General features: G+C 62.0%; 12 protein-coding genes. 2 read left to right on the forward strand and 10 right to left on the reverse strand.

What is annotated here, in order from left to right; genetic code table 11:
• Positions 1–32: 32 nt before the first annotated feature.
• Positions 33–1430 (reverse strand): endo-1,3-1,4-beta-glycanase EglC, encoded by a 1398-nt coding sequence (gene eglC / locus PYH37_RS04285; RefSeq protein WP_280732188.1) that lies wholly within the window; start codon positions 1428–1430, stop codon positions 33–35.
• A 218-nt stretch (positions 1431–1648) separates the two neighbouring features.
• On the opposite strand from eglC, the gene PYH37_RS04290 reads away from it, so the two are divergent.
• Both PYH37_RS04290 and PYH37_RS04295 read left to right on the forward strand, forming a co-directional pair.
• On the forward strand, positions 1649–4417 hold the full coding sequence (locus PYH37_RS04290) for a PAS domain S-box protein (RefSeq protein WP_280732189.1): 2769 nt from the start codon (positions 1649–1651) through the stop codon (positions 4415–4417).
• Positions 4414–4779: a response regulator gene (locus PYH37_RS04295; RefSeq protein WP_280732190.1), complete on the forward strand. Its 366-nt coding sequence runs from the start codon at positions 4414–4416 to the stop codon at positions 4777–4779. The genes PYH37_RS04290 and PYH37_RS04295 overlap by 4 nt, the downstream gene beginning before the upstream one ends.
• Before the next feature lie 110 nt (positions 4780–4889).
• Here PYH37_RS04295 and dhaK read toward each other — a convergent pair whose 3' ends face one another.
• From dhaK to PYH37_RS04340, 9 genes are all read right to left on the reverse strand, one after another.
• A complete protein-coding gene (gene dhaK / locus PYH37_RS04300) occupies positions 4890–5900 on the reverse strand; it encodes a dihydroxyacetone kinase subunit DhaK (protein ID WP_280732191.1) in 1011 nt (336 codons plus the stop codon).
• A 144-nt stretch (positions 5901–6044) separates the two neighbouring features.
• A complete protein-coding gene (locus tag PYH37_RS04305; protein WP_280732192.1) occupies positions 6045–6455 on the reverse strand; it encodes a hypothetical protein in 411 nt (136 codons plus the stop codon).
• Positions 6456–8063 carry a putative PEP-binding protein gene (locus tag PYH37_RS04310; RefSeq protein WP_280732193.1) on the reverse strand — a complete coding sequence of 536 codons (1608 nt, stop codon included), beginning with the start codon at positions 8061–8063 and terminating at the stop codon, positions 6456–6458. It lies immediately after the preceding gene.
• The gene (locus tag PYH37_RS04315; RefSeq protein WP_280732524.1) at positions 8047–8385 is read right to left on the reverse strand and encodes an HPr family phosphocarrier protein; all 339 of its coding nucleotides are present in this window, start codon (positions 8383–8385) and stop codon (positions 8047–8049) included. The genes PYH37_RS04310 and PYH37_RS04315 overlap by 17 nt, the downstream gene beginning before the upstream one ends.
• Positions 8385–8783 carry a dihydroxyacetone kinase phosphoryl donor subunit DhaM gene (gene dhaM / locus PYH37_RS04320; protein ID WP_280732194.1) on the reverse strand — a complete coding sequence of 133 codons (399 nt, stop codon included), beginning with the start codon at positions 8781–8783 and terminating at the stop codon, positions 8385–8387. Before dhaM ends, PYH37_RS04315 begins: the two co-directional genes overlap by 1 nt.
• The gene (gene dhaL, locus PYH37_RS04325) at positions 8780–9400 is read right to left on the reverse strand and encodes a dihydroxyacetone kinase subunit DhaL (RefSeq protein ID WP_280732195.1); all 621 of its coding nucleotides are present in this window, start codon (positions 9398–9400) and stop codon (positions 8780–8782) included. The genes dhaM and dhaL overlap by 4 nt, the downstream gene beginning before the upstream one ends.
• 90 nt (positions 9401–9490) lie before the next feature.
• Positions 9491–11125: a dihydroxyacetone kinase subunit DhaK gene (locus PYH37_RS04330; RefSeq protein ID WP_280732196.1), complete on the reverse strand. Its 1635-nt coding sequence runs from the start codon at positions 11123–11125 to the stop codon at positions 9491–9493.
• A gap of 53 nt (positions 11126–11178) precedes the next feature.
• Positions 11179–12186 (reverse strand): ABC transporter ATP-binding protein, encoded by a 1008-nt coding sequence (locus PYH37_RS04335; protein ID WP_280732197.1) that lies wholly within the window; start codon positions 12184–12186, stop codon positions 11179–11181.
• Positions 12179–13276 carry an ABC transporter ATP-binding protein gene (locus PYH37_RS04340; protein WP_280732198.1) on the reverse strand — a complete coding sequence of 366 codons (1098 nt, stop codon included), beginning with the start codon at positions 13274–13276 and terminating at the stop codon, positions 12179–12181. The genes PYH37_RS04335 and PYH37_RS04340 overlap by 8 nt, the downstream gene beginning before the upstream one ends.
• Positions 13277–13279 lie beyond the last annotated feature (3 nt).

The following is a 13279-nucleotide window of genomic DNA, read 5'->3' on the forward strand; positions in this document are numbered from 1 at the left end:
GTTGCCGGCCTCCGCAAACCTGCCTGCGTCGCTCAGATCTGCCAGTCGGGGTCGAGCGAATAGGCCTTGATGTAGTCGACCTTCATTTCCGCGCCGTCGACAAGGCCGTCGGTCGGCGTGCCCGCCATGCCTCCGACGGCGAGATTCACGAGCATGTACATCGGATCGTGCATGTCCGAGGGGGTGTCGGCGCGTGCGATCGCGGCATCATCGAAGTACCAGACGATCTCCTCTTCCGTCCAAAGCACGCCATACTTGTGAAAACCGCCGGTATCGGCAACCTTGACCGCGCTCGCGATGCTTGTCTGCGAACCCGTTTCGTTGGAGTGCACCGTAGCGATGACGGTATTCGGATCCTGTCCGCGCATCTCCACGACGTCCAGTTCTGGCGGCCAGGAACCATCGGCCGGCAGAAGCCAGAAGGCTGGCCACACGCCCTGGTCGTCCGGCATGTCGGCGCGGATCTCGAAATAGCCGTAGGTCTGGGCAAAGGACGAGTAGGTCGTCAGCATGCCGGACGTATAATCATAGCCGTTGATTTCGGCCTGAATCGCCGCTGACGCCGGCTTAGCGGTGATGGTCAGAACGCCGTTATTGACCGAAAACGGATTGGCAGCGGCGGTCGGCTGATAGGCCGGATTGATGTACCACTGCAGCTCACCGTTATTGGAGAGTGTCGCCCCCTTTTCGGGCGCCCACCAGAATTTGGCGTCCCAGACGCCGCTTGAGCCGCTGCGCAGCTGAAGCGTGTTGAAATCGTCCGAAAAAGTCTGCGTCAGGATGGAACGGTCCAGACTCAGCCTGAACTGATTCGCATTCAGCGCGTCCGCGGTGGTATTCGCGAACACCAGGCTCTCGCCGTCGGTGAGGCTAAGCCGCAAGTTGGCGCCCTCCTGGCGTAGATTGGCCTGGATCTGATCGAAGGAGGTAAATCCATAACCTTCGAGACGGACGATGTCGTCGAAGTTGAAGTCGGTGATAAGGTCGCTTCCATTACCGCGCGTAAAGGCAAAGATGTCGGCGCCGCCTGCGCCCCGCAGCACGTCGTTGCCGTCGCCGCCATCGAGCGTCTGGCTGCCGGAGCCGCCGGTGATGATGTTGTCGGCGGTATTGCCGAGTGCAAATCGTCCGTTGCCGGTAACCGTCAGGTTTTCGAAGTTCGCCGGCAGCGTGTAGCTCATCCAGGTGCTTATTGTATCGACGCCCTCGCCGGCGGCTTCATAGGCACGGTTGATTCCCGAATAGAGGTAATAGATGTCGTCGCCTTTGCCGCCGATCATGGTGACGTTGACGGAGCCGTCGCCCCACATCGAATCATTGCCGGCGCTTCCATAAAGCTGGGATCCCGACCCGGTTGCGGAAAACCATGCCGTCGAACTGCCACTATAATACAACGGCACTCCTGCGGCGTTCAGTACAGTTCTGCTCATCGAAACATCTCCAGTTTAATTGGTCGACCTCCTCCCCGGATCCGGTGCCCTCCTGCTGCCGCAGCGTAGCATCGTAGGTGGGCGAGGATCTACCGTATGTTTGTAGTGTTACTATGACGCATCACCGAGAGACCGTTTTGTCGCTGCACGTGCCGGCTCCGGAACAAACCAGCATCGATGGCGTTTTCCCGCGTTACGCAGCGCTTGCGGAGGGAATTATGAGCAGCGGGGAGGCTCTACCAAAAAGTTCCACAAATGAAATCAGTGCTGCGCACCCGCCGGATTTTCGGGCAACGCTCGATGCGCTTCCAGTGGCCATCTATACAACCGACGAAAACGGGATCATCACCTATTATAACCGTGCTGCCGCACTTCTCGCGGGACGAGAACCGGAATTGGGAAAGGACCGCTGGTGCGTGAGTTGGCGCCTGCGACGACCGGATGGTTCAGCGCTTCCGCATCATCAGTGCCCCATGGCGCGGGCCTTGAAGGAAGGGAAGCCGATCAGGGGAAAGGAGCTGGTTGCGGTCCGGCCGGATGGAACGACGGTTCCGCTCCTGCCTTATCCGACACCGATCTTTAACGCGTCGGGCGCGTTGTCGGGGGCCGTCAATCTGCTGATCGATCTTACCGAGCGCAAAAAAAGCGAGCTTCTCGCCAGCGAGCGCGAAGCCGAATGCCGGCGACTGGCCGAACGGGAATCCCGCTATCTGGCGGCAATCGTCGAATCTTCCGACGACGCCATCGTCAGCAAGGACTTGAACGGCATCATCACCAGTTGGAACCAGGGCGCCGAACGGCTGTTCGGATATATGGCCGACGAAGTCTTGGGAAGGCCGATCACTATTTTGATGCCGCCGGCCTACGAGAATGAGGAACCTCGAATTCTCGAGCGCATCCGCAGGGGCGAGCGCATCGACCATTACGAGACAAAGCGCCGGCGCAAGGACGGCAGCCTTATCGACATCTCGCTTACGATTTCGCCCGTCCGCGATGCGGAGGGACGGATCATCGGCGCCTCCAAGATTGCTCGCGACATCACCGAACGCAAGCAGGCCAAAGAAGTGCTGAGCATCCGCCTGCGCGAGCAGGCTGCCCTCTACCGCCTCACCGAAAAGCTTCACCGGGCCAAGGATATCGAGGAGGTTTACGAGGCGGCCTTGGACGCTATTCAAACTGCCTTGGCCTGCGATCGCGCATCCATCCTGCTTTTCGACCGGTCGCAGACGATGCGCTTCGTTGCTTGGCGCGGCCTTTCGGAGCCCTATCGCCGCGCCGTCGACGGCCATTCCCCCTGGACTTCCGAGGACAAGGATCCAGAGCCTATCTTCATCCGAGACATTGCCGAGGCCGTGATTTCCGACGATCTGAGAGCGGTTATCGAAGCGGAAGGCATCCGAGCGCTCGGTTTCATTCCACTGGTCACGGAAGGAAAGCTGATCGGCAAATTCATGGCCTATTATAACTTGCCGCATAGCTTCGCGGATGACGAGATCCGCATGGCGCTGACGATTGGGCGGCAGCTCGGCTTCAGCGTTCAACGCATGAGGGCTGAGCAGGCGAGACGATTGGCGGAGGAACAGCTGCGCCGCAACGAAGCGAATGAACGGGCGCGAGCGGCCGAATTGCTGGCCATCATGGAGGCCGTGCCGGCGTCGATATGGATCGCCAGGACGCCTGATTGCTCCGTCATCAACGGCAATCGGAGTTCGTACGAGCTTCTGCGGCTGCCGCCCGATTCGAATCTGTCGCTATCGGCCCCGCCTGACGAAAGGCCCGCCAACTTCCGCGTCTTTTCGATGGGCGAAATGTTGAAACCCGACGAGCTTCCCGTGCAGCGTGCGGCCCGGGGCGAGGAGGTTCAAAATTTCGAAGAGGAGATCCGGTTTGATGACGGAACGTCCCTATACCTCTTTGGCAATGCCACGCCGCTGCGCGATTCCGCTGGCGAAGTGGTCGGCGCTGTGGCTGCATCGGTCGACATAACCGAGCGCAAGCAGACGGAAGAGGCGCTGCAGGAAAGCGAACGGCGTTTGCAGCTTGCCCTGAGTGCGGGACGGATGGGCGCCTGGGAGTGGAATCTCACTACTGGCGAGGTGATCTGGTCTTCAGGTCTCGAGGCGCTTCACGGTCTGGAGCCGGGAGCGTTCGGAGGAACGCTCGCAGATTTCAAGCGGGACATCCATCCGGACGATCTAGTAGCCGTCGAGCATGATATCGCGAGTGTGATGGAGACTCGCGAAAACTATCATACCGTCTACCGGATACGCCGCGCCGACGGAACTGTCCGCTGGATGGAGGCATTCGGCCAGTTTTCTCCGCATGGCGGCGGACCTGAAAAGCTGGCTGGCGTCTGTATGGATATCACCGAACGAAAGCAAGCCGAGGCGCAGCGAAACCTTCTCGTTGCCGAGTTGAGCCACCGGGTGAAAAATACGCTGGCGACCGTCACCTCGATCGCGCGCCAGTCCTTCTCCACCAATCCCGACGTACATGATGCGCACCGCTCATTCGACGCCCGCATCAGAGCGCTCGCCCAGACACATACCCGTCTCGCCGAAGCCAGTTGGTCCGGGGTCTCCCTGGAAACCATCCTGTTCGATGAGCTGGCGCCCTATCGCGACGAGAATAGGGACAATGTGGCCTTTGCGGGACCGCCGACGATGCTGCCCCCGAGACATGCGCTCACGCTCGGCCTGGCAGCGCATGAACTTGCAACCAACGCGGCGAAGCATGGGGCGCTTACGGTAAGGACCGGTCGTGTCAGCGTCCGTTGGACTATAGACCCGCGGGACAACCGACTGCGAATTTGCTGGAGCGAAACCGGAGGTCCTTCCGTGTTGGAGCCAAAGCATAACGGCTTCGGGCGCCTGCTGCTTGAACGCGTCGTTGCTTCCGACCTCGGCGGCGAGGTGCGCCTCGAGTTCGCGCCGCGGGGGCTGATATGCACGATCGATGTGCCCTACCCCGTGGGAGTGTCTGAATGATGGGATCCGAGGGACGCCGCGTTTTTGTCGTCGAGGACGAATTTCTGGTGGCACTGCAGATCGAGGATGATCTCATCGCCGCCGGATACGCGGTAATCGGCCCGTTCACGACGCTCGACGGTTCGATTGCAGCTTCACGCGTGGAACACTTCGACGTCGCCACCCTGGATCTTAATTTGCGCGGCGAATTCGTCTATCCGCTTGTCGACGAGTTGATTGCCCGCAATGTGCCGGTGCTGTTGCTGACCGGTTATACCGTGTCGGATTTGCCCGAGCGGTTTCGCTCCTTGCCTCGACTGGCAAAGCCCTTCGACGGCTCGGAGTTGACCAGGAAGGTCGAAAGTCTCTTCTTGGCAAGATGAGGCGTCGGACGCCACCTTTACGCTACAGCGTCGTGCGTCTTTTCAGACGCACAAAGGTCGCTGTAGCACTTTGAATTGCTGCATGTTTTTGTCCTTGAATCGGAGCCGACTTAAGGAAACGTGCAGTGGGCGCCCCATCGCAGTGCCGCCGTGTCGACCGGAGCGTCCCAAAATGAAAGCTCGCGCTCCTCAAGGCGTGCGAGCGTTATCGAAAGACCCGCCATGTCCAGTGAGGTCACATAGGTCCCGACCAATGACCGGGCCACCGTCAGGCCCAGGCTTTCGCAGTGCAATCGGGCCGCGTTGTATGCGAGATAAAGTTCCGAGACCGGCGTTCCGCCGAAACCATTGACGAAGACAAGGAGGCGATCGTCCCGGCCAGGAAGCAGATCTTTGACGATCTCCTCGACGATCGTGCCGACAATCTCGTGAGCCGTCGCGAATTTGGCCCGCGCCCGTCCGGGCTCGCCGTGAATGCCGACACCCAACTCCATTTCATCGTCGGCGAGCACGAAAGTCTGGCGCTCGGTGTCTGGCACAGTTACGCCGCGGAGCGATACGCCCATCGTACGGATGCGCCCGTTCAGCTCTTCTCCAAGCGCACCGAGGTCATCGAGCAACCAGCCGGCTTCTGCCGCCGCGCCGAGGAGCTTCTCGACGACAAGCGTTCCAGCAACCCCTCGCCTGCCCTGACTGCGCCCCGAACCACCGGAATTGACATCGTCGCGTACGGTGACGGTGGCAATCCGATGTCCGGACGCTGCTAGCTCGGCGGCCATCTCGAAATTCATGACATCTCCGTCATAGTTCTTGACCACAAGCAGGCAGCCGGCGCCGCTGTCCGTCTCATCGATCGCGGCCACGATCTGGTCGGGCGTGGGTGACGTAAAGACATGTCCGGTGCACGCGGCGTCGAGCATTCCTTGGCCCACGAAGCCGATATGCATCGGCTCGTGCCCGGCGCCCCCGCCGGAAATGAGAGCGACCTTGCCAGGTCGAAGGGTTCGGCGACGCACGAACTTTCTGTCGGCGCCAAATGTCACCAGACGTTCGTGCGCCGCGACAAAGCCCGCCAGGCTCTCGGCAACCAGCGTCTCGGCGCTGTTCATGAATTTCTTCATCGTGCCCCTCCTACGACGGCGCGCAACCTCCCGGACGCGCAAGGATCGCCGTAACACCTCGAATTTGGCACATCGCTCGCCCGCCCGGTCCGACTTCGATGGTCATGCCGCAGGCAGCGATGCACTCAATCATACCGCGCCTGTCTATTCCACCGCTCCAACCAACTTTGCCATGGTCCGGACAAATTCCTCGATCGCCTCGTCGAACAATCGGTTTTTCTTCTCGTCGCCGAGATCGGGAACCATCAGCGAGAGCTGGCGCAGCTTATCCGCAGTTCCGAAATCCGGCAGCTTGCCGGGGTGAGCAGCCTGGTAGGCCTGAAGAAAACGATCTTGTTCGGCGGGGCTGAAGTGGCAGACCCGGAAGATCGTTGCAAGATGACGCGCCGGCAGGGGCGTCGAGTAGGCAGGGCTCGTCACCTGCGTTACGAAACTGCGATGCTTGCCGAGCGCCGCGGCCAGCCGCTGACGAGTGCCCGATGGACGATTGTCGATAATCTGGACCAGGATCGTCTTATAGGCCGTGATGGGGTCTTCAACCATTTCGCGAGACATTCATCCCTTCTGCGCGCGGCCGTCTGACCGCAAACCCGCGATCACCGATCGTACGTCCGCGATACGGTTCGGCACCACGGAAAAATGGCGAAGTCCTGCAGCCAATAATCCCGGGAGATGCCGCGGCTCGGAGGCCATTTCGCCGCAGATTCCGATTGGCCTGTTCATAGCCTCTGCCGCGGCCACGCCTTGCACGATGAGGCGCAAAACCGCCGGCGCAGCGGCGTCGTAGAGCGTCGCGACAGTCTGGTCCTCCCGCGCCGCGGCCATCAGATATTGCGCCAGATCGTTTGTTCCGAACGAAAAGAAGGCGGAACGCGAAAAGCGGTCGAGCATCAATGCCGCGGCCGGAACTTCGACCATTACGCCGATCTCCGGCATGTGCACCTCCACCCCCCGCCTGATGAGAGCGTCCGACTCCGCTTCAAAAATCGCGCGCATCGCCTCGAGCTCATCCGGAACGGTCACCATCGGCAACAGCACGTCGAGAGTGCCGCGTGCCGCGGCGCGCAACAAGGCGCGCGCCTGAATGCGGGCAAGCTCGGGTCGTGCCAGCAAAAACCGGATGCCCCGTAAGCCCATGGAGGATTCGCCCGTCTTGCCGCCGACACCCGGCAAGGGCTTGTCGCCGCCGAGATCCAGCATGCGGATCGTCACCGGCGCGCCGCCAGCCCAGCGCAACGCCTGTCGATAGATCTCGTAATGTCTCTCCTCGTCGAGCGCCTCGGCAGGCGAGGTCATCAGAAACTCGGTGCGCATCAGTCCGACACCTGAAAACAGTGCAGGATCGATCAGCGCGAGCTCTGCGGCATCATTGACGATCGCCGAGAGACGAATAGCGATGCCGTCTGCGGTTCGTGACGTCGCCGTCATCGGCTCACTATCGGCGGAGTACATGGATGGTGCCGTTCTGTTGGCTTCGCGAACGCGTCCTTCATCAGGCGCGACGACGACACGTGCATCGGCCGCTTCGACGAGTATGCGTTCGCCGTCCTGGATTTCGAAGCCCCCGGTTGCGACGACCATGGGTATGGAACGGGCGCGTGCGAGCATTGCCACATGACTGGAGACGCTGCCATTAAAGAGGACGATGCCACCGCCTGCCGTCCAGTCATGCGCGAGGAAGAGGCTTGGTTCCAGGTCCTTTCCGACGAAGACCGAGCCCGGCGGAAAGTCATCGGCCGGGCGGCCGGTCAATGCGCGGAGAACACGATTGCGGATGTCGACAACGTCGATTGCACGGGCCCGGAGTTGCTCGTCGGCCGATTCCTCGATCCCAGCAATATAACGATCCAAGGCCTCGACCCAGGCGAGTGCTGCGCCGTCACCGGCCGCCATCCGCTCCTCGGTCATCTCGGCAAGAGCTGGGTCGAGCAGCATTTCGATCTGGAAATCGAGGATACCGGTGCTCTCCTCGTCCGATCGCTCGGCCAGAGCCTGCAGCTCCGCGACTGCAGCCATGATGGCTTGCTGCAGTTTTTCCCGTTCGGTTGCGACGGAATCGTTTGGCGGGACCACGCCTACAGCGGTCTCTGCAGCAACGTGAGCTCTCCCGACGGCAACGCCTGGCGAGGCGCATGTGCCGGTAATTTCAAGCGCTTCGGCCATGCTTCTTTTCTTCATCGAAGTCGCGCTCGACAAGTGCCTTGAGCGCAGCGATGGCTTCCGAGGCGCGCAGCCCGCGCGCACGGATTTTCAGGATCGAACCTGTTCGGATTCTTGCGCCCATGATCTTGACGATGCTCTTGCCGCTGAGCCACACGCCGCTGTCATTGACCTCTATCTCCACGGTGCAGGGGAACGACCTCGCCAATCGGGTGAAGGTGACCGACGGACGCGCATGCAGCCCGAAGCCATGCGTCACTTCGATCTGCGTCTGGCAATAGCCATCCGTTGTTTCCGGCGTCTGCTGTCGCGGCTTGTGGTCCATCAAGGCGAGAGCTCCTCCGCGGTTGCCACGACACGCGCGAGGGCGGCGCCGCCGGAGGCCTCTGCTGCAGCGATCACTGCTCCCTCGACCAACGGCGCATCGCAGATCACGACCCTTCCGGAACGCGGCTTTCCGAGCAGTTCGATCGCCATTTCGCTGTTGGTCTCGGCCCCGCCGAGATCAACGAAAACGGCAACGCCGGCATCCGACCATGCCCGCTCGATTGCCGCCAGGATGCCGGCCGGATGCGTTCCAAGCCCACCTTCGGCATTGCCGCCGGACCAGGCGAGAGGCACACAATCGCCGACCATCTGACGCACCATGTCGGCGGCACCCTCAGCGACGAGGGGAGAGTGCGACACGATGACGATGCCGACATTTGCAGATTTCAGGGTCATGCCGGACCTTGCTCCTTCAAGAAACGACAGATCGCCGTGGTCAACAGCGCGCAGCTTTTTGCGCCCGGATCGACATGTCCGATCGACCGCTCGCCCAGAAAGGCGGCACGGCCGCGCATCGCCTTCATCCCGAAAGTGAGGCCGGCTGACCGCTCTGCCTGTTCGGCGATACCCATCAGGCCCGCGCGCCTTACCACTTCGGCATGCACCGGGTAAAGCACGTCGAGCAGCGTCTTGTCGCCGGCACTTGCTCTGCCGCGGCGGGCAACGGCCTCGATGGCATGCTCAAGCGCCTGAGAAAAATCGGCCTGCGCCGTGCCAGCCATCCGGCGCCCGATCTCCATCAACAGGGTTCCGTAGAGAGGACCGGCCGCGCCGCCCACGCTCATGACGAGGGTCAGGCCGATTTCTTCCAGTGCCTTCGGCAAAGGCAGCCGGGCGAGCCTGTCGCGCTCGGCGTATACCGCCTCGCAGCCGCGACGCATGTTGGTGCCGTGATCTCCGTCGCCGATCGCCCTGTCGAGCTCCGACAGGTGATCGGCATTGGCCGTTATCACAGCGCGGCAGGCTTCGATCAGCCCGCCTATGAGCGCTTCGCCTGCAGGCAAGACCGACATCGTTTCCCACCCCCCCAGTCACGACGATTTGGATTGTACCAGCCGAACATCGGAAACGTGAACGATTTTCATCAGTTATAACCGAATGTTCTAGCGAATTCCGGCCGCAACCTCGAATGCGGCGGCAACTGCCATCGCACCCGGATCCGGCACACCGTCGAGGTCCCGCTCGCCAATATAGGATGCCCGTCCCGCTTTTGCCTTTTTCATGTCCCTGGTCGCGTCGGCGCCGGCACGTGCAGCGGAAGCCGCAGCGGAAAGACCGCCGGTCTTGAGCGCGCGCAGCGCCGGGTCCAAAGCGTCCACCATTGTCCGGTCGCCAACTGCCGCGCCGCCGTAGAAGGTCATCCGATTGAGACCAGCAAGCAATGCGCTCGCCATGTCTTTGGTGTCGGCATAGGCCTTGGCGGCTGCCGTGAAGAAGATCGACAGAAGCACGCCGCTCGATCCGCCCATGCTGGTGCTCAGGATGCCGCCGATGGACGAGAGGGTCGCGGCAACGTCCGCCAGGGGCAGCCGCGCGATCTGGGCCAGAACGCTGCGCGAGCCGGTCGCCACGGTCGAGCCGGTGTCGCCATCGCCGGCTCTTGCGTCAAGGTGATTGAGCTCCTCTTCGAGCGAAAGAAGATGGTCGCAAATCGCTGCGATCAGCCGATCGGCGGCGGGCTCGTGGCTTGCCGGCGCCGTTTGCACGGGAGACATCCGCTCAGCCGGCACGACTACTACCTCGTGGCGATCGACGCTAGGCATCCAGGCGTGCGGCGCGACAGGGGACTTGAGCGCGGCCTCACGTTCGGGATCGAGCCGTATCAGCGACAGAGAGAAGCCATTCATGTTGAGCGCGGTCATCAACGCTGCCGGACCGATCGTCAGCTTTACGCGGCCGGCGAGCGAAGAGGCGAGGACGGTGTTGGCGATCAGCCCCATTTCGAGCGGCGGCACCGCTCCGAGATTATTGATGAGCAGCGCGTAGTCACCCCGGCTCGGCAGCGCTGCCGAAAGGCGTTCGGACATGAGGGCGACGATGCTTCGCGCCTCCTGCAGGGCGATGCGTTCAGCGCCGGGCTCGCCGTGAATACCGAGCCCCAACTCGCCCTCGCTCGCCCCCAGGCGTTCCGCATGGGCCTGGCCGGGAATGGAGCAGGATGAGAGCGAAACGCCGAGGGAGACGATGTCGCCGGCTGCTGAACGAGCGGCCGCCGCGATCGTCTCGAGGTCGGCATCCCGCTCGGCCAGGTGTCCGGCGACCTTGTGCACGAAGAGCGTTCCGGCGACGCCACGCGGCTGAGCGAGTTCCGGCAGCGCGATGTCGTCGGAGACGATCACCATCTCGACGCGAAAGCCCTCGACACGCGCCCTCTCGGCGGCGAGACCGAAGTTCAGGCGGTCGCCCGTGTAGTTCTTGACGATCAGCAGGCAGCCCCTCGGGCCCGTCACGGCACGGATCGCGGCCAGTACGGCATCGACGCTCGGCGAAGCAAAGATTTCGCCGGAAACCGCTGCAGTCAGCATGCCGCGGCCTACGAAGCCGGCATGCGAGGGCTCGTGGCCGGCGCCCCCGCCCGATATCACTGCGACCTTATCCTTCTCCCAATCGCCGCGCATGACGACTTTGATGTCGGGATAGGCGTCAAGACGCGCGAGACTTCCGGCCGGCGACGTCTGTAACAGGCCTTCCAGCGCTTCCGTGACGATGTTTTCCCTGCGGTTGAAAAAGTGCTTCATTGTTTTCATCCAGTTGCCTTACTCGAACACTCGCAAATGTCGGACGGCCGCCGTCATCGCAGCCGCTCGCCGTCCATGCCGAAATAGAGGGGCTGTCTTAGCGTGAGATTGATGCGATCACCCGGACTGACCGACAGATAGGGATCGGCGAGCGTCACGATTTTGTGGCCCTTGACCCGTATGTGGAGGTGGTTCTGATCGCCCAAGTGCTCGATCCAGTCCACTTCGGCATTGCCGACAGCGCTTGTCGCAATCTCCAGGTGTTCTGTCCGCGCGCCGATCGTGCAGGCCCCAAAGGGTGCTGTTGCACCCGGCAGGAGATCGACTGGAAGCAGGTTTATGTGCGGCTGGCCGAGACGCGCGGCCACGTGCAGATTGGCGGGGTTTGCGTAGATCTCCCGCGCCGTCCCGATTTGCACAAGCCGGCCTTCCGCGAGGATGCCGATGCGGTCCGCCATCGTCATGGCTTCGACCTGGTCATGCGTCACGTAAAGAAGCGTGGAGTTCAACTCATTCTGTATTCGCTTCAGTTCAAGGCGAAGCTCCGCACGTAGCTTCGCATCGAGGGACGAAAGCGGTTCATCCATGAGGTAGATTGCGGGGCGGCGTACGAGCGCCCGGCCAATCGCCACGCGCTGCATCTCGCCGCCCGAAAGCCGTGTCGAGCGGTTTTGCAGCTTATGGTCGATTTGGACCATGCGGGCAACGTCCCGCACGCGGCGGTCGACGTCCTCGTTGCTCAGCCGACGCGCCGGAGAGCGCAGCGGAAAGGCGAGGTTGTCGTAGACGCTCAGATGGGGATAGAGCGAATATTGCTGAAAGACGAAGGCCACGTCCCGCTCGGCCGGCGACTGCCGAGCGACGTCGCGCCCGGCGATCGTCACCTGCCCGCCGTCCGGCCTTTCAAGACCGGCGATGAGGCGGAGCGCGGTGGTCTTGCCGGCACCCGTCGGCCCGAGGAGCACAACGAACTCCCCGTCCCTGATCGTGAGCGAAAGGCCGTCGACCGCGATTGTCTCGCCGAACGCCTTGCGGATGTCTTGAAGAACGACCTCAGCCATGGCGAGCCTCCGGGTAAAGGGACGACGTTATTGCCCTGCCCGATCGGCAATCGAAGATAGCGAGCTTTGCGGGATTGAATTCGAGCCCCACGGCCTCCCCGATCCTGAAGCTCCGGTCAGCCGGGACCCGAGCTTTTACGATGCCGGACGCCGTCTCCACCGCGACGATCTGGTTCGTGCCGAGGTACTCGCTGCCGTAGACAGCGCCGCGAAAACGGGAGGCGTCGTTGAAGCGGATATGCTCCGGACGGACCCCAAGCGCCAGTTCCCCCGGCGACATGTCCTGGCCAAGTTCGGGCACTGCGACCTCGATGCCGTCGAGAACGACCGATCGCGCGCCTCTATGGAGTCCTGAATGGAAACGCAGGAAGTTCATAGGCGGCGAACCGATGAAATCGGCGACATACATCGAGACTGGCCGGTTGTAGATTTCCTGCGGTGGGCCGAACTGCTCGATGACGCCGTGGTTCATGACCGCGATCTTGTCGGCCATGGCCATAGCTTCGTGTTGGTCATGGGTCACGTACATAGTGGTCGCATGGATGCGATTGTGCAGTTCGCGCAGTTCGTGGACCATCACCTCGCGGAATTCCGCATCGAGCGTGCCGAGCGGCTCATCCATGAGGAAGCATTTTGGCCGCCGGATGATCGCGCGCCCGAGCGCTACCCGTTGGCGGTCGCCGCCGGCCAAGCCCGAAACCGACCGATCGAGAATGTGGTCAATGCGCAGGAGCCTTGCGGTTTCCTCGACGCGGGCGCGGATTTCTGACTTGGGCACGCCCTGCGACAGGAGCGGAAAGCCGATGTTCTTGCGCACGTTCATATGCGGATAGAGTGCGAAGAGCTGGAAGACGAAGGCGATGTCGCGTGCACTGGCACGGTTGAAGGTGACATCCTCGCCGTCGAGATAGATCTGGCCGCTGGTCGGCAGCTCAAGTCCGGCAATCATGCGGAGCGTCGTCGTCTTGCCGCATCCGGAGGGGCCGAGCAGCGCCAAAAACTCTCCGTCGGCGACGGTAAAGCTTGAATCCTCGACGGCAGCAAAGTCGCCGAACTGTTTGCGAAGGTTCACTATTTTGATCTCGGACATTAC

The organism is Sinorhizobium numidicum, assembly GCF_029892045.1.
Taxonomy (GTDB): Bacteria; Pseudomonadota; Alphaproteobacteria; order Rhizobiales; family Rhizobiaceae; genus Sinorhizobium; species Sinorhizobium numidicum.